17 protein-coding genes are annotated in these 14,512 nt (G+C 74.5%); 6 read left to right on the forward strand and 11 right to left on the reverse strand.

From position 1 onward, the window contains the following. Window positions 1-2 precede the first annotated feature (2 nt). The 3 genes from ABD080_RS00115 to ABD080_RS00125 are packed head-to-tail and all read right to left on the reverse strand — an operon-like array spanning window position 3 to window position 2,778. Window positions 3-944 (reverse strand): 4-(cytidine 5'-diphospho)-2-C-methyl-D-erythritol kinase, encoded by a 942-nt coding sequence (locus ABD080_RS00115; RefSeq protein ID WP_343903223.1) that lies wholly within the window; start codon window positions 942-944, stop codon window positions 3-5. Then, complete coding sequence (rsmA, locus tag ABD080_RS00120) at window positions 941-1,825, reverse strand: 16S rRNA (adenine(1518)-N(6)/adenine(1519)-N(6))-dimethyltransferase RsmA (protein WP_343903224.1); 885 nt, start codon at window positions 1,823-1,825, stop codon at window positions 941-943. Before rsmA ends, ABD080_RS00115 begins: the two co-directional genes overlap by 4 nt. Further along, a complete protein-coding gene (locus tag ABD080_RS00125; protein WP_343903225.1) occupies window positions 1,822-2,778 on the reverse strand; it encodes a TatD family hydrolase in 957 nt (318 codons plus the stop codon). Before ABD080_RS00125 ends, rsmA begins: the two co-directional genes overlap by 4 nt. A 243-nt stretch (window positions 2,779-3,021) precedes the next feature. On the opposite strand from ABD080_RS00125, the gene rpmF reads away from it, so the two are divergent. Further along, window positions 3,022-3,192 (forward strand): 50S ribosomal protein L32, encoded by a 171-nt coding sequence (gene rpmF, locus ABD080_RS00130; protein ID WP_137771014.1) that lies wholly within the window; start codon window positions 3,022-3,024, stop codon window positions 3,190-3,192. 90 nt (window positions 3,193-3,282) lie between these two features. Here the strand turns inward: rpmF and rsmI are convergent, their stop codons facing one another. Continuing rightward, the gene (gene rsmI / locus ABD080_RS00135; protein ID WP_343903226.1) at window positions 3,283-4,134 is read right to left on the reverse strand and encodes a 16S rRNA (cytidine(1402)-2'-O)-methyltransferase; all 852 of its coding nucleotides are present in this window, start codon (window positions 4,132-4,134) and stop codon (window positions 3,283-3,285) included. 49 nt (window positions 4,135-4,183) lie between these two features. On the opposite strand from rsmI, the gene ABD080_RS00140 reads away from it, so the two are divergent. Together ABD080_RS00140 and malQ are read left to right on the forward strand one after the other, a co-directional pair. Beyond that, window positions 4,184-5,788: a dolichyl-phosphate-mannose--protein mannosyltransferase gene (locus tag ABD080_RS00140; RefSeq protein ID WP_343903227.1), complete on the forward strand. Its 1,605-nt coding sequence runs from the start codon at window positions 4,184-4,186 to the stop codon at window positions 5,786-5,788. A gap of 22 nt (window positions 5,789-5,810) precedes the next feature. After that, window positions 5,811-7,931, forward strand: coding sequence for a 4-alpha-glucanotransferase (malQ, locus tag ABD080_RS00145; protein ID WP_343903228.1), 2,121 nt, complete (start codon window positions 5,811-5,813; stop codon window positions 7,929-7,931). Here the strand turns inward: malQ and ABD080_RS00150 are convergent. The 4 genes from ABD080_RS00150 to ABD080_RS00165 are packed head-to-tail and all read right to left on the reverse strand — an operon-like array spanning window position 7,918 to window position 10,971. Next, window positions 7,918-8,409: an S-ribosylhomocysteine lyase gene (locus ABD080_RS00150; protein WP_343903229.1), complete on the reverse strand. Its 492-nt coding sequence runs from the start codon at window positions 8,407-8,409 to the stop codon at window positions 7,918-7,920. The two genes, malQ and ABD080_RS00150, sit on opposite strands and share 14 nt — an antisense overlap. A 43-nt stretch (window positions 8,410-8,452) precedes the next feature. Beyond that, a complete protein-coding gene (locus ABD080_RS00155; protein ID WP_343903230.1) occupies window positions 8,453-9,001 on the reverse strand; it encodes a LysR substrate-binding domain-containing protein in 549 nt (182 codons plus the stop codon). A gap of 41 nt (window positions 9,002-9,042) precedes the next feature. Continuing rightward, window positions 9,043-9,861 (reverse strand): hypothetical protein, encoded by an 819-nt coding sequence (locus tag ABD080_RS00160; protein ID WP_343903231.1) that lies wholly within the window; start codon window positions 9,859-9,861, stop codon window positions 9,043-9,045. A 57-nt stretch (window positions 9,862-9,918) separates the two neighbouring features. After that, window positions 9,919-10,971, reverse strand: coding sequence for a hypothetical protein (locus tag ABD080_RS00165; protein WP_343903232.1), 1,053 nt, complete (start codon window positions 10,969-10,971; stop codon window positions 9,919-9,921). A gap of 145 nt (window positions 10,972-11,116) precedes the next feature. Between ABD080_RS00165 and ABD080_RS00170 the strand changes: the two genes are divergently transcribed. Further along, window positions 11,117-11,524 (forward strand): hypothetical protein, encoded by a 408-nt coding sequence (locus ABD080_RS00170; RefSeq protein WP_343903233.1) that lies wholly within the window; start codon window positions 11,117-11,119, stop codon window positions 11,522-11,524. A 35-nt stretch (window positions 11,525-11,559) separates the two neighbouring features. Here ABD080_RS00170 and ABD080_RS00175 read toward each other — a convergent pair whose 3' ends face one another. Beyond that, complete coding sequence (locus ABD080_RS00175; protein ID WP_343903234.1) at window positions 11,560-12,288, reverse strand: alpha/beta fold hydrolase; 729 nt, start codon at window positions 12,286-12,288, stop codon at window positions 11,560-11,562. Window positions 12,289-12,433: 145 nt separating this feature from the next. Here ABD080_RS00175 and ABD080_RS00180 point away from each other — a divergent pair, with 145 nt between their 5' ends. Both ABD080_RS00180 and ABD080_RS00185 read left to right on the forward strand, forming a co-directional pair. Beyond that, window positions 12,434-12,772: a hypothetical protein gene (locus ABD080_RS00180; RefSeq protein ID WP_343903235.1), complete on the forward strand. Its 339-nt coding sequence runs from the start codon at window positions 12,434-12,436 to the stop codon at window positions 12,770-12,772. Window positions 12,773-12,933: 161 nt separating this feature from the next. Continuing rightward, a complete protein-coding gene (locus ABD080_RS00185) occupies window positions 12,934-13,809 on the forward strand; it encodes a formate/nitrite transporter family protein (RefSeq protein WP_343903236.1) in 876 nt (291 codons plus the stop codon). A gap of 31 nt (window positions 13,810-13,840) precedes the next feature. On the opposite strand, the gene ABD080_RS00190 is transcribed toward ABD080_RS00185, so the two are convergent. Together ABD080_RS00190 and ABD080_RS00195 are read right to left on the reverse strand one after the other, a co-directional pair. Beyond that, on the reverse strand, window positions 13,841-14,188 hold the full coding sequence (locus ABD080_RS00190; RefSeq protein WP_343903237.1) for a DMT family transporter: 348 nt from the start codon (window positions 14,186-14,188) through the stop codon (window positions 13,841-13,843). A gap of 1 nt (window position 14,189) precedes the next feature. Further along, window positions 14,190-14,504, reverse strand: coding sequence for a DMT family transporter (locus tag ABD080_RS00195; RefSeq protein ID WP_343903238.1), 315 nt, complete (start codon window positions 14,502-14,504; stop codon window positions 14,190-14,192). Between the last annotated feature and the right edge of the window lie 8 nt (window positions 14,505-14,512).

The following is a 14,512-nucleotide window of genomic DNA, read 5'->3' on the forward strand; positions in this document are numbered from 1 at the left end:
GGTCAGTCCTGCGCGAGCACCCGGGCGCCGGGCGCGCCGCCACGGGCGAGGAGGCACTGCTCGACCACGCCCGCGCCGTGCACGCGCTCCGCGATCGCGCGGGCGTGCCGCTCGTCCCGGGCGAGGGCGGCGAGCGTGGGCCCCGATCCGGAGACCAGAGCGCCCGGGGCGCCCGCGTCCCGCAGCGCGTCGAGCACCGGGGCGAGCCCCGGGTGGAGGCCCAGCGCCGCCTCCTGCAGGTCGTTGGAGAGCGTCGCGGCGAGCAGCTCCGTGTCCCCCGCCGCGAGCGCGTCGAGCTGACGGGCATCGACCTCGGGACGCGCGGGCAGGGCGCGCCCGGTGGCCTCGGCGATCTCGTCGGCGCGCCGGTACACGGCCGGGGTGGAGAGGTGACCGCCGGGGACGGCGAGCACCCACCAGGGATCGCCGCCCGTCCGCAGCGGGGTGAGGTCCCCGCCCGTCCCGCGCCCCAGGGCGGTGCCGCCGAGGAGGGCGAAGGGGACGTCGGCCCCGAGCTCCCCGGCGAGCTCCGTTAGCGCGGCGGGGCCGAGGGCCAGCCCCCACAGGGCGTCGAGGGCGACGAGCGCCGCGGCGGCGTCGGCCGAGCCGCCGCCCATGCCGCCGGCGACCGGGACGCGCTTGTCGACGTGCAGCGCCGCGCCGCGCCGGGTGCCCGTGCGCTCGCGCAGCAGGGCCGCCGCGCGCAGGGCGAGGTTGGTGCCGTCCAGCGGGACGTCACCGGGGACCCTCGAGTCCACGGCCAGGGTGAGCTCCGCGCCGTCCACGGCGCGCGCGGTCACGGTCTCCAGGAGATCCACGGCGTGGAACACCGTCGCGAGCTCGTGGTAGCCGCGGCCGTCGACGGCCCCCACGGCGAGGGAGAGGTTGATCTTGCCGGGGGCCTGCACCACCACGCGGCGCGGCGGGGCCGCCGGGACGGTCATCGGGCGATCACCGCGTCGGCGCGGGCGATCGCGCGGAATCCGTCCACGTCGAGCGTCTCGCCACGGGCTCCGGGGTCGATCCCGGCCTCCCGCAGCACGGCCTCGGCCCGGGCGGGGCTGCCCGCCCAGGTGCCGAGCGCCGCGCGGAGCGTCTTGCGGCGCTGGGCGAAGGCGGCGTCGACGACGGCGAAGACGGCGATCCGCTCCGCGTCGTCCCCCAGCGGCACCTCGTGCCGGACCAGCCGCACGAGCGCGGAGTCGACGTTGGGGACGGGCCAGAAGATCTGCCGGGAGATGCGGCCCGCGAGCTCCGCCCTCCCGTACCAGGCGGCCTTGACGCTGGGCGCCCCGTAGATGCGGGACCCAGGACCGGCGGAGAGCCGCTCGACGACCTCGGTCTGCACCATCACGAGGGCCGTGCGCAGGGACGCGAAGCGCTCGAGCGCGGTGAGCAGGATCGGGGTCGCGACGTTGTAGGGCAGGTTCGCGACGAGCGCCGTGGGCACACCCGCCCGTGGCAGCACGGGCAGCTCGGTCACCTGCAGCGCGTCGGCGTGGAGCAGCCGGAAGCGCTCCTCGTCGATGCCCCGGGCGGCGAGGGTCGCGGGCAGCAGCTCCGCGAGCCCGCGGTCCAGCTCGATCGCGGCGACATCGGCCCCCGCCTCGAACAGGCCCAGGGTCAGCGAGCCGAGGCCCGGCCCCACCTCGAGCACCGCCTGTCCGGGCTCGAGGCCCGCGCGCTCGACGATCGTGCGGACGGTGTTCGGGTCCATGACGAAGTTCTGGCCGCGCTGCTTCGAGGGCCGGATCCCGGCCGCCGCGGCGAGCTCGCGGATGTCGCGGGCGCTGAGCAGGGGCCCGGGGCCCTCCGCCGCGCTCATGCCGCCGCTCCGATCGGGCCGTAGACCTGCCGGGTGGTCGCGCTCACCGCGGCGCAGGCCTCCTCGAGGGTCACCCCGGTCACCTCGGCGATCGTCGCCATGGTGAGCGGGATCAGATAGGAGGAGTTCGGTCGGCCCCGGTAGGGCACGGGGGTGAGGAAGGGGGCGTCGGTCTCGACCATCACCTGGCCGAGGCCCACCTCCGCGAGCGCCTCCCGCAGGCCGGTCGAGTTCTTGAAGGTGACGGTGCCGGCGAAGGAGAGGAGGTAGCCGCGGTCCGCGCAGGCGCGGGCGAACGCCGCGTCCCCGGAGAAGCAGTGCAGGACCGTGCGCTCGGGCGCGCCGTCCGCGTCGAGCACGTCGAGCACGTCCTGGTGGGCGTCGCGGTCGTGGATCTGCATCGGGAGATCCAGCTCCTTGGCCATCGCGATGTGCGCACGGAAGGAGTCGAGCTGTGCCTGACGTGCGGCGTCGTCGCCCCGGGAGGTGCGGAACCAGTCGAGCCCGGTCTCCCCCACGACGACCATGCCGGGGCTGCGCAGGAGGTCCGCGGTCTCCGCGAGCGCCTCGTCGAGGGAGGGCAGCGCGCGCCCCTCGTGGTCGTGGCCGCGCGCGTGCAGCGGCGCCTCGTTGGGGTGCACGGCGACCCCGCCGCGCAGGGACGGCGGGCAGTGCGGGGAGGCGACCAGCTCCGCCGTCCAGCGCGCGGCGAGCATGTCCGAGCCGATGGTGATCTGCCCCTCGATGCCGGCCTCGCGGGCGAGCCGCACGTGCTCGTGGACGTCACGCTGCTCGTCGCCGTCGGAGAAGTCGAGGTGGCAGTGGTTGTCGACCACGGGCACCGGCAACGGCGCGGGGGCCGGGGGCCAGGAGCGGTCGCGGGACCTGCCGCGGGGGTCGATGTCCTCGCGGGCGCGCACGGGAGCGGGCAGGGGGTTCTCGGCTGGCGGCATGCGCTCATCGTAGGATCTCCGGGGCGCGCGCCCCGCCGGTCCGGTCCGACCTGCGGCATACGCGACCAGGTGGGCCACCTCACCCCGCGCGAGGGGGCGCCGACCTCGGCGCTGTGGCACAATGATTCCTCGTTGCGTGTCCTCACCGGCACCCGAGCGCCCCTCTCGTGACACGGGTCCGGGTCGCTGCTCGGGGCGGACACCTTCGCTCGTTCATCCTCCGGACCGTCAAGGAGCGTTCCCATGGCAGTGCCCAAGTTCAAGATGTCCCGGGCTCGCACCCGGTCCCGCCGCTCGCAGTGGAAGGCGAACAACGCCGACCTCGTGCAGGTCACCGTCCGCGGCCGCAGCGCCGCCGTCCCGCGTCGTCTGGCCAAGGCCTACCAGCGCGGTCTGCTCTCGATCGACGACTGATCGCGGCGGGCCGAGCCCGCACCGCAGCATCCACGGAGCCCCCGGTCATCGACCGGGGGCTCCGTCGTGCTCCCCTGCTCCCCGCACGGATCAGGAGCGCGCGGCGAGGGCCAGGTCGTAGAGCTCGCGGGAGCTGACGCCCTCCGCCCCGGCGGCGACCGCCTTCGCCGCCTCCTTGAGCCGTTCCCCCGCGGCCGCCCGCTCGAGCACGACCGGGAGGAGCTCCTCGGCGCTCGCCGCCCGCGGCTCGGCGCCCGCGACGACGATGACGATCTCGCCGAGCACCTCCGTCCCCTCCGCCCAGGCGACGAGCTCGGCGAGGGTCCCCCGCACCACCTCCTCGTAGGTCTTCGTGAGCTCGCGGGCGACCGCCGCGCGCCGCTGCTGCCCGAAGTCCTCCGCCATCGCGGCGAGCGTCGCCGCCGTGCGCCGCGGCGACTCGAAGAACACCATCGTGCGCCGCTCCTCCGCGAGCGGGGCGAAGGTCGCATGGCGCCTGCCGTCCCGGCGCGGCGGGAAGCCCTCGAAGCTGAAGCGGTCCGGCGCGATCCCGGAGGCCGCGAGCGCGGTGAGCACGGCGGAGGGGCCGGGGATCACCGTGACCCGGTGCCCGGCGTCGACCGCAGCCTGCACGGCGCGGAACCCGGGATCGGAGACCACGGGCATGCCCGCATCGGTGACCACGAGCACCGAGCGGCCCGCTCCCAGCGCCTCGAGCAGCACGTCCGTGCGCTCGGCCTCGTTGTGCTCGTGATAGCTGAGCACCTTCCCCGTGAGGGTCACCTCGAGGGCATCGGCGAGCCGGTGGAGACGACGGGTGTCCTCCGCGGCGATCAGCTCCGCCTGCTCGAGGGCCCGCAGGAGCCGCACGCTCGCGTCGAGCGGGTTGCCGATCGGGGTGGCGGCGAGGGTGAGGACTCCGGGTTCGAGCATGGGGTCCATGCTAGGGCCGGTCCGCAGGTCCCCAGGGGCCATGACCTAGCATGACCGGGTGCAGACGGCCCCCGACGCGCGCCACCGCGCCGACATCGACGACGAGCCCGCCGCCGTGCTCGACTCGTACCGCCGGCGCCTGGGCGCCACGCCGCTGCCCTTCTCCCGCTGGGCCTGGGCCGCCGCCTTCGCGGTGTTCGGGCTCGCGCTCGTGCTCCGTCTGTGGGGACTCGGCTCGATCGGCGAGCTGATCTTCGACGAGACCTACTACGTCAAGGACGGCTACACGATCACCCAGCAGGGTGTCGAGATGGACTGGCCGGACGAGCCCGACGCCGCCTGGGAGCGCGGGGACGTCGACACCTACGAGGACACCGGCTCCTACGTGGTGCATCCGCCCGTCGGCAAATGGGTGATCGGCCTGGGCATGGAGCTGCTCGGGGCCGACAACCCCTGGGGCTGGCGGATCTCCGTGGCGCTGCTCGGCGCGATCAGCGTGCTCATGGTCGCGAGGATCGGCCGGCGCCTGTTCCGCTCGACGACCGTGGGGCTCATCGCGGCGCTGCTGCTCGCCGTGGACGGGGTGCACCTGGTCGAGTCCCGCACGAGCCTGCTGGACCTCGTGCTCATGTTCTTCGCGCTCGCGGGCTTCGGTGCGCTGCTGATCGACCGCGACCGGCACCGCGAGCGGATGGCGCAGCTCGCCGCGCGCCTCCACGTCGCCGCGGAGGCCTCCCCCGCGCTCGGCCTGTCGGGCGGCGTGCGCCCCTGGAGGATCGTGGGCGGCGTCATGCTCGGTCTCTCGTGCGGCGTGAAGTGGTCCGGCCTCTACTTCCTCGCGGCCTTCGGGATCATGATCGTGCTGTGGGACTGGTGGACGCGGCGCGCGATCGGCGAGCGGCGCTGGTTCACGGGCGGCCTCGTGCTCGACGCGATCCCGGCCTTCCTCTCGACCGTCGGCGTGGCGCTGCTGACGTACGTGCTCTCGTGGTCGGGATGGTTCGCGAGCACCAAGGGCTACGACCGGCAGTGGGCGGCCGAGCAGCCCGGCGGCGGCAGCGGCAATGCGGTGTTCGACGCGCTGTGGTCCCTGTGGCACTACCACGCCCAGGCCTACGACTTCCACGTCAGCCTCGACACCCCGCACCCGTACCAGGCGAACCCGCTGGGCTGGCTGCTGATGATCCGGCCCACGAACTTCTACTACCGCGGCTACGACTACGGGGAGCACGGCTGCGAGGTCGCCCGCTGCGCGTCCCACATCCTCTCCGTCGGCAATCCGCTGATCTGGTGGCTCGGCACCGTGGCGATCCTCGCGTGCGTCGTCCTCGCGATCCGGTACCGCGACGGCCGCGCGGCCGCGGCGCTCGCGGGCATCGTGGGCGGCTACCTGCCGTGGCTGATGTACATGGACCGCACGATCTTCACCTTCTACACGGTCGCCTTCGAGCCGTGGGTGGTGCTCTGCCTCGCCTACGTGCTCGGGCTGCTGCTGGGCCCGCCGGGCGCGGAGAAGGAGAGGCGTCTGGCCGGCGGGCTCTTCGTCGGCTCCCTGCTGACGCTGATCGTCATGGTCTCCGCGTTCTTCTGGCCGGTGTGGACCGGTCAGGTGATCGACCTCGAGCAGTGGCAGTGGCGCATGTGGCTGCCCTCGTGGACGTGATCCGCGCCGCTACGATGTGCGCATGGCACTGACCTCCTCCGCCCTGCGGGAACTCGCCCGTGACCTCGGCGTCGGCACCGACTACTGGGGATGGGACGGCGTGCGCCGCGACGTCGCCGACGACACCCTCGCCGCCGTCCTCGCCGGGCTCGGCCACCACGTCGAGGACGACGCCGACCTCGCGGCCGTGCGCACCGCCCGCGAGGACGCCCCGTGGGCGCGCACGCTGCCGCCCGCGACCGTGCTGCGGGCCGGAGAGGGGTCCTCGCTCCCCGTGCACGTGGACCACGGCGACGCGGTCACGGTGCACCTCGTGCTCGAGGACGGCGGCCTCCGCGGCCTCGAGCAGACCGTGGACGACACGCCTCCGCGCGAGATCGCCGGACGCCTGCGGGGTCGCGCCCGCTTCAGCCTGCCGGGCGACCTGCCGCTCGGCTGGCACCGGGTCGTCGCGGAGACCCCGCAGGGACGCGAGGAGGCGGATCTCGTCGTCACCCCGCCGCGCGTCACGACGGCGGACGCCCTCGGCCCGCGCCGAGCCGTCGGCGTGCAGGCGCAGCTGTACTCCGTGCGCTCGGCCCGCTCCTGGGGCGTGGGCGACCTCGGGGACCTCCGCGACCTCGCCGCGATCACCGGGGCCCGCCACGGCATGGACTTCCTGCTCGTGAACCCGCTGCACGCCTCCTACCCCACCCCGCCCGTCGAGCCCTCCCCGTACCTCCCGGTGACGCGCCGCTTCACGAGCCCGCTGTACCTGCGCATCGAGGACGTCCCCGAGTACCGGGACCTGCCCGAGCACGCCCGCCAGCGGATCGCGCTGCTGCGGGAGCCCGTCGCCGCCTGGAACGACCGCGTCGACCACCTCGAGCGGGACGAGGTGCTGAGCGCGAAGCTCGCGGCGCTCGAGGAGCTCTTCGCCGCTCCCCGCAGCGCAGGACGGCAGGCGCTGCTGGACGCCTACACCGCCCGCGAGGGGCAGGGCCTCGCTGACTTCGCCCTGTGGTCCACGATCGCGCAGAGCCTGCGCGGCACGCCCGAGGAGGCGCGACTGCAGGACCTCGACGAGCAGACGGTGGAGCGGGCGCGCACCGAGCTCGCCGGATCCGTCGCCTTCCACACCTGGGTGCAGTGGCTGCTGGACGAGCAGCTCGCCGCCGCCCAGGCCGCCGCGCTTGAGGCCGGCATGCGGATCGGCGTCATGCACGACCTCGCGGTGGGCGTGGAGCAGGTGGGCGCGGACTCCTGGCGGCTGCGGGACGTGCTCTCGAGCGGGCTCTCCGTGGGCGCTCCCGCGGACCAGTACAACCAGCAGGGCCAGAACTGGCACCAGCCGCCCTGGCATCCCGATCACCTGCGCGAGGCCGGCTACCGGCCCTGGCGGGACATGCTCCGCTCCCTCATGCGCCACGCGGGCGCGCTCCGGATCGACCACGTGCTGGGGCTGTTCCGCCTGTGGTGCATCCCCGAGGGGAACGAGGCGGCCGACGGCGCGTACGTGTTCTTCGACCACGAGGCGATGATCGGGATCCTCGCGCTCGAGGCGGAGCGCTCGGGCACCCTCGTGATCGGCGAGGACCTCGGCACCTTCGAGCCGTGGGTGCGCGAGTACCTCTCCGGCCGGGGGATCCTGGGCACCTCGATCCTGTGGTTCGAGCACGAGGACGGCGCTCCCCTGCCGCCCGAGCGCTACCGGCGCCTGTGCATGGCCTCGGTGAACACGCACGACCTGCCGCCGACCGCCGGCTACCTCGCCGGGGACCACGTGGCGCTGCGCCACGAGCTGGGCCTCCTCGAGCGGCCGCTCGAGGAGGAGCGGCGGATCGACGCCGAGGCCCGCGACCGGGTCCTCGACGTGCTCCGTGCGGAGGGGCTGCTCGCCCCTGGCGCGGGCACGGAGGAGACGGTGATCGCCCTGCACCGCCATCTCGCGCGGACGCCCTCGCTGCTGCTGGGCGTCTCCCTCGTGGACTGCGTGGGCGAGCGGCGGATCCAGAACCAGCCGGGCACCGACGAGGAGTACCCCAACTGGCGGATCCCGCTCGCCGATCCGTCGCTGCGGCCCGTGACCGTGGACGACCTCGCGGAGGACCCGCGCACGGCCCGCCTGCTGCAGGCCGTGCGGGAGGAGATCAGCCGGCGGTGACGGTGCCCCACTCGGCGCGGCGGTCGAGGAACGCCCGCGCCGCCCGCTGCGCGCCCTCGAGCGTGTGGTGGGCGCCCCAGCCGCACTGGACCTCGTTCGCGGCGGGCACCTCGGTCGCCGCGAGCACGTCCTCGAGCGTCGCCGCGAGCACGGGGGCGAGGTCCTCGGCGGTGTGGTCGCCGGAGAGCAGCGCGTAGAAGCCGGTGCGGCAGCCCATCGGGGACACGTCGATGACGTCGCCGGTGTGGTCGCGCATGTGCTCGGCCATGAGGTGCTCGAGGGAGTGGACCGTCTCGGAGTCGAGGTGGTCGACGTTGGGCTGCGTGAAGCGGAGGTCGAACTTCGTCAGCACGTCCCCGCCGGGGAGCACCTTCCGGTCGGCGATGCGCACGTAGGGCGCGGCCACGGTGCGGTGGTCGAGGTTGAAGCTCTCGACGTTCATGCGGGACTGCTCGTCGTGCGTGGTCTGCTCGGTCATGTCGGGTCCTTTCCGGGCCTTCTCGGGGTCGGTTCTGCGGGACTCAGCGGCTGGAGCGGGAGGTGCGCCCGCGGACGACCCCCACGAACTCCTGACGCAGATCGTCGTCGGCGGCGCGCGGCCACACCAGCGCGATGCGGGTGGGCTCGGCGTCCACGAGCGGGATCTGCCGCGTGTCCTTCCGGTGGTGCAGGCGGGCGAGGGAGAGCGGCAGGCGCGTGAAGCCGACGCCCGTGGCGACGACGGCGACGCGGTCCGCGGCGTCGTCCTCGTGGGCGGCGGGGATCTCGGTCTCCCCCTCGAGGTCCGCGAGGGAGATCTCCTCGTGCAGGCTGAGGACGTTCTCGTCGCCCACGACGATCGCCGGGCGCTCCTCCCACAGCGCGACGACGTGGAGGTCCTCCGCCGCCTCGAGCGGGAGCCGCACGAAGCACATGTCCACCTCGCCCTCGGCGAGCGCGCGGCGCTGCCCGGAGAGCGGCACGGGCACGACCTCGAGGTAGGCAGCACGGCGCCCGGTCCTCCAGCGGCGCACGAAGCGGTCGGGTTCGACGCCGGGCACGAAGCCGACGCGCAGCACGGGGCGGGTCATGTCCCCAGGGTACGGCGCCGCACGGCGGGCCGGGGCGAGGGTCAGAGGGCGGCGGGGTCCGGGAGCGCGGCCGCCAGCAGGGCCTCGAGGCCGCTCGTCCCGAGCTCGCGCACCTCGACACGCTCTCCTGCATCCTGCGGGGTGTCCATGGCGAGCACGGCATCGGTCGTCGCGACGACGGTCAGCTGGGAGCTGGTCCCGCCGTCGGCCGAGGTGACGACGGTCAGTGCTCGGGCATCCTGCAGCCGCCGCGAGATCTCCGTGGTCCCCGCGTCGAGCTCGGCGGCGGTCGCGGTCGTGGTCGCGCCGTCGGCCTCGCCCGCGACCTGGTCGGCGTCGACGTACCGGGCGAGCCGCGCCGGGACGGCCTCCCGTGCGGGGAGGCTGAAGTGGTGGAAGCCGTCGGCGGTGATGAGCTCCTCGAGGACGCCGCCGTGGGGATGGAGCGAGAGCAGCAGCGAGGTGGTCTGGTCCGCGACGCGCCGCGTGAGGTGCACGAGGGCGAGCGGGGAGGTGCGCAGGGTGAGGAGACCGGCGAGGGTGCGGTCCAGCTGCGCGGCGCGCCGAGGCTCCGCTCCGGTCGCGAGGTCCTCGCCCTCGGTCTCGCGGCCCTCGTCGGTCAGCTGCACCAGACCGCGGGCCACCAGGGAGCGCAGGGCGATCGCGGCGGCGGCGCCGCGCTCGAGCTCGGACTCGTCGAGGAAGGGGGTGCCGGCGAGCGCCGCGGCCTCGGCTCCGGCGAGGGCGGTGAGCTCCTCGTCCGTGAGGACGGCGAGGACGGCGGGGTCCTCGCTCGCCGTCGAGAGCAGCTCGTAGGCGGCGGCGGCATCGCGCTCGGTGCGCAGGGACTGCTGGGGCATGGCTCGATCCTAGGGTCGGGGGCGGTGCGGGGACAGGGGGCGGTGATCGGAGGAGGGTCAGAACCCGAAGGCGTCGCCGACCTTGCCGATCCCGTCGCTGACGGCGGAGCCGACGTCGCTGACGGTGTCCTTCACGGACTCCGCCGCGTTGCCGACGGCATCGCTCACGGTGCTCGCCGCGTCGCTCACGGCACCGGTCGTGGCGTTCCACGCGTCGCCCACCGCCCCCGTGATCCCGTCCCAGTTCTCGTAGACGAGCTTGCCGACGTCCATGCCGATCGAGACGACGCCGAGCCCCGCGCCGATCGCGCCGACGATCGGCGCGGCGGGTCCGGTGAACGGGGCGATCGCGAGCAGGGTGCCGCCCGCGGCGCCGATGCCGCCGCTCCAGCGGTCGTAGGCGTTGTCCGCGGTGAAGGCCTGGTGGAGGCCGAAGCCGATGTCGACGAAGGGCAGCGCCTTGCCGAGCAGCTTGCCGCCGGTCTTGAGGAACGGGGCGACGTCGTCGAGCTTGTTCAGCCACTTCGCCGGTTCGAACTTGCCGATCGAGGAGGGCAGGCCGAGCTTGCCGAGGAGGTTCTCCGCGGCCTTCTGCCAGCCCTTGCCGCCGTTGAAGAGCTCTTCGAGGTACGAGGCCTTCCACAGCTTCTGCAGACCTGCCTCGGCGAGGTGCGCGAACTCGTCCGCCGCGGTGGGGATCCGCTTGAGGAAGTCGAGCAGCTGGGCGCCCTTCTTGTAGAGGGACTGCCCCTTGCGCAGGAGGTCCTTGAGGAACGAGAACGGGCCGGAGCCCTCCTCGCCGTTCCCGCCGCCGTCTCCCCCGGCGCCGGAGCCGGCGTCCTGCCCGGAGGCGGTGTCCTGCTCCTCCGCCTGCACGTCGAGGTCCGCGCCGCGCCGGCTCAGCTCCTCGCCCCGCTGCGAGAGCTGCGCGGCGGTGCTCCCCGTCCACTGCGCGCGGAACGCGTCGGCGTCCGGTCCCTGCCACGCCGACTCGTCCATGACCAGCGGCTCGAGCGACTCGCGCAGCTCCATGAGACGCTGCGCCCGCTCGCGCAGCACGCCCGCGTGCTCCCGCAGCCGATCGGTGTCCGCACCGAAGAACCCGCTCATCCCGCTCCCCTTCCGAACCGCTCGGCCCGAGGGCGAGGAGCGGCGTGTCCGTGTCGAGGTCGACCGTAGCGATCCTCCGGCCGTCCGCCCATGGGGAGGACTCCCCATGGGCGCCCTCCTCCACGCCCCTCCTACGATGGACGGCATGGCCTCGACCCCCGCCTCCATGTCCTATGCCACCGCCCTGGTGAGGAACGAGCTGTTCGCCTCACCCGGCCTCCAGCGCGACGTGCCGAAGGTCCTCGACCCCGAGGAACAGGTGCTGCTCGCCCTCCCGGGCGTCGCCGGGGACTTCCCCGACGTGCTCGTCGTGACCGCGCGCCGGCTGCTCGTGGTGAAGGTGACCGGGGGCCTGAAGGGCGCGAAGGTCAAGCGCGAGGTGCCGGCGCCCGCGGTCACGGGGGTGAGCTACCGGGTGGGTGCGTTCTCCCGGGTGAAGCTCGCCGTGGAGGGGCGGCGCGACCTCGCGTTCATGCCGCACCGCAAGGCGGACGCGGAGCGCTTCGCCGGCGAGTTCGCGCATCTCCTGCGCACGGGCGAGCTGCCTGCCTGACGGCCGCGCAGGCACGATCCGCGCCCCGGCGGGCCTCAGCCCTCGCGGGCGAGCCGCGACTCCGCCCCGGCGGCCGCGGCGCGCCGCAGCACCTTCGCGAAGCGCTTGGGGCGCGACAGGTTCGCGATGTGCCCGGCGTCGTCGAGGATGACGAGCCGCCCGTCCCGCGCCGCCTCGACGAACAGCGCCTCGTGCCGCCGGAACGGGTCGTGCTCGCCGTTGACGAAGGTGACGGGCACGTCGATCGCGGCGACGTCGGTGAGGAGCTCGAGCGAGCCGATGGTCTGCACCACGGTGCGCACCACGCCGTGGGCGCGGCCGCCGCCGTAGTAGCGGCGGGCGGCCTTGTCGCTGTGGCGGCGGGCGAAGGCGCGGGCGACGCGGGCGTCGGAGTCCCCCGGCAGCCAGTCCTTCATCGTGATCCAGAGGCCGTAGAGCCGGGCGAGGGCGGGCCCGGGGACGATCGTGCAGTCCGCGGCGACGACGCCGGCGAGCCGCCCGGGGTGGGTGCCGGCCCAGTGCAGGGTGAGGAAGCCGCCGAGCGACAGCCCCACCAGCAGCGGCGGCTCCTCGCACGCGGCGACGGCCTCGTCGATCGTGGCGAGCGCGGCCTCGAGGGTGAAGGGCTCCCCGCGCCGGCGCCCGTGCCCGGGGAGGTCCGGGGCGATCACGGTGTACCCGCGCTCGCGGAGGCGGCGGGTCTGCCCCTTCCACATGGTGCGCGAGGAGCGCACGGCGTGGATCAGGACGATGCTCCGCGTCATGGTGACCTTCCCGGGGGCCGACGGCGGGGCGGCGCTCCCGCCCGAGGTGGAGGGTACCGGCCGCGCCTCGACGCCGGCCGCACGCCGGGACATGGACGGCGGGAGCGGGCCTCTCCCGCCCCCGGCGCGCCCCTAGGCTGGCCGCATGCCCAGCTATCGCCTCCACGTCCCGCTCGGCGCGCTGCGCCCTGGCGTGCATCCCCCGGACCTGCTCGACCAGGCGGCGCTCGCGCTGGGCAGCCGCCATGTCGTCGAACGCACCGACGTCGAGGCGCCGCTGGTGCACGGCCGGCGCGTGGGGCGGATCGTGCTGCGCTTCCTCGTGGAGGACGGCTCCCGCGAGGAGCAGGACGAGCAGGCGCGCGCCGCGCTCGCCGCCGTGCTCGAGCACCTCGAGGTGAGCGGCGCGGAGGTCGCCCCGCTCGACGCGCTGCTGCTCACGCGCGGGGCGCACGGGCGCTTCACCCCGATCCCCTGGGGCTGAGGGTCGGCAGGGCCGTGCCGCGGTGCGAGATCTCGCCGCCGCGCAGCGGCCCGGCGTACGGCGGGTCCCGGCGGGGGCGGCACCGGGCCGACGTCCGTGAGGATGCGCCGCGCCCCGGCACCTGCCACGATGTCCTCCTCACCCGGAGGAAGGACCGTCCCATGGCCCGACGCGCGCAGCAGGCGGATGCCGAGGAGCGCTCACGCCTCGGCGACTCCGACGAGCCGGTCGAGGACGAGCTCGTCGCCGAGTTCCGCTCGACCGTCTCCGAGGGCGCCGAGCGCCTGCACCGCACCTGGCGCGCGCTGATCATCACCGGCCTGTTCGGCGGGATCGACGTGGCGCTGGGCCTCATGGCGATGCTCGCGGTGCTCGACGCGACGGGGTCGAAGCTGCTGGGCGGCGCGGCCTTCGGGATCGGCCTGTTCGCCCTCCGCCTCGCGCACTCGGAGCTGTTCACCGAGGACTTCCTGCTGCCGATCAACGCGGTGCTCGCACGCCACGGCACCTGGGCCCAGCTGCTGCGGCTGTGGGCCGTCACGCTCGTGACGAACCTGGCCGGTGGGTGGCTGTTCACCTGGATCCTGGTCGCCGCGTTCCCACGCTTCGAGGACGTCCTCGCGAGCACGGCGGCCGGCTACCTCGAGAAGGGACCCACCGCGGAGACCGTCGCGCTCGCCCTGCTCGCGGGCTTCACGATCACCCTCGTCACCCGCATGGGCCAGGGATCCTCGGAGGGGATCGTGACGCTCGCCAACGCCCTGCTCTCGGGCTTCCTCGTCGTCGGGCTCGGCATGCTCCACGGCGCCCTGAACTCGGTGGTGATCTTCGCGGCGATGCACGCGGGCGCCCCGATCCCGTACACGCAGTGGCTGGTCTGGATGTGCTGGGTCATCCCCCTGAACATCGTGGGCGGGCTCGCGATCATCACGCTGCCCCGGCTCGTGCGCACCGCGGAGCTGCTGCGCCGCGAGCGCGCCGTGCACGGTGCGGACGGCGACGGGCACGGCTGCCTGGTCCGCACCGCGGAGGAGTGAGCCCCGCGGCTCGGACCGCGCCGCCCGCAGGTCAGCCCGCCTCGGACTCCGCTGACGGGGACGGGGACGGGGCGAGCTTGAGCCCGATCACCGCGCCGATGATCCCCAGCAGGAAGAGGATCTTCAGCGGGGAGACCTCCTCGCCGCCGGTCACCATCGCGACGCCGACGGTAAGCGCGGCGCCGGTCCCGGTCCACACGGCGTAGGCGGTGCCGAGCGGGATCTCGCGCGTCGCCCGGCCGAGGCCCGCCATGCTCAGCGCGAGGGCGACGAGGAAGACGAGCGTGGGCGCGGGACGGGTGAAGCCGTGCGACTCCCCGAGGGCCGTCGCCCAGACCGCCTCGAGGACCGCGCTCGCGAGCAGGATCGTCCACGCCATGTCAGCTCACCGCCTTCAGGCCCACCACGGAGCCCACGAGCAGCACGAGCAGCGACACGCGCAGCACGGTGGGGCGCTCCTGGTGGGTGACGTACCCCCAGATCACGGTGAGGGTGGCGCCGATGCCCACCCAGACGGCGTAGGCGGTGCCGGTGGGCAGCTCGCGCATGGCGACGGCGAGCCCGGCCATGCTCAGCACGAGACCGGCCACGAACAGGGCGGTGGGCACGCGGCGGGTGAAGCCGTGGGAGGCGGCGAGCGCGGCGGCCCAGACGGCCTCCATCACCCCCGCCGCGACGAGCAGGATCCAGGACATGACAGGTC

This window comes from Brachybacterium rhamnosum, assembly GCF_039526185.1.
In the GTDB taxonomy this organism is placed as follows: Bacteria; Actinomycetota; Actinomycetes; order Actinomycetales; family Dermabacteraceae; genus Brachybacterium; species Brachybacterium rhamnosum.

Coding starts and splice junctions, on each gene's coding strand:
- ABD080_RS00185 (WP_343903236.1), top strand. CDS start 12,934: ATGGCCCGACGCGCGCAGCAGGCGGATGCCGAGGAGCGCTCACGCCTC.
- ABD080_RS00180 (WP_343903235.1), top strand. CDS start 12,434: ATGCCCAGCTATCGCCTCCACGTCCCGCTCGGCGCGCTGCGCCCTGGC.
- ABD080_RS00195 (WP_343903238.1), bottom strand. CDS start 14,504: ATGTCCTGGATCCTGCTCGTCGCGGCGGGGGTGATGGAGGCCGTCTGG.
- ABD080_RS00175 (WP_343903234.1), bottom strand. CDS start 12,288: ATGACGCGGAGCATCGTCCTGATCCACGCCGTGCGCTCCTCGCGCACC.
- ABD080_RS00190 (WP_343903237.1), bottom strand. CDS start 14,188: ATGGCGTGGACGATCCTGCTCGCGAGCGCGGTCCTCGAGGCGGTCTGG.
- ABD080_RS00150 (WP_343903229.1), bottom strand. CDS start 8,409: ATGACCGAGCAGACCACGCACGACGAGCAGTCCCGCATGAACGTCGAG.
- ABD080_RS00165 (WP_343903232.1), bottom strand. CDS start 10,971: ATGAGCGGGTTCTTCGGTGCGGACACCGATCGGCTGCGGGAGCACGCG.
- ABD080_RS00115 (WP_343903223.1), bottom strand. CDS start 944: ATGACCGTCCCGGCGGCCCCGCCGCGCCGCGTGGTGGTGCAGGCCCCC.
- ABD080_RS00170 (WP_343903233.1), top strand. CDS start 11,117: ATGGCCTCGACCCCCGCCTCCATGTCCTATGCCACCGCCCTGGTGAGG.
- ABD080_RS00155 (WP_343903230.1), bottom strand. CDS start 9,001: ATGACCCGCCCCGTGCTGCGCGTCGGCTTCGTGCCCGGCGTCGAACCC.
- rsmA (WP_343903224.1), bottom strand. CDS start 1,825: ATGAGCGCGGCGGAGGGCCCCGGGCCCCTGCTCAGCGCCCGCGACATC.
- malQ (WP_343903228.1), top strand. CDS start 5,811: ATGGCACTGACCTCCTCCGCCCTGCGGGAACTCGCCCGTGACCTCGGC.
- rpmF (WP_137771014.1), top strand. CDS start 3,022: ATGGCAGTGCCCAAGTTCAAGATGTCCCGGGCTCGCACCCGGTCCCGC.
- ABD080_RS00125 (WP_343903225.1), bottom strand. CDS start 2,778: ATGCCGCCAGCCGAGAACCCCCTGCCCGCTCCCGTGCGCGCCCGCGAG.
- ABD080_RS00160 (WP_343903231.1), bottom strand. CDS start 9,861: ATGCCCCAGCAGTCCCTGCGCACCGAGCGCGATGCCGCCGCCGCCTAC.
- rsmI (WP_343903226.1), bottom strand. CDS start 4,134: ATGGACCCCATGCTCGAACCCGGAGTCCTCACCCTCGCCGCCACCCCG.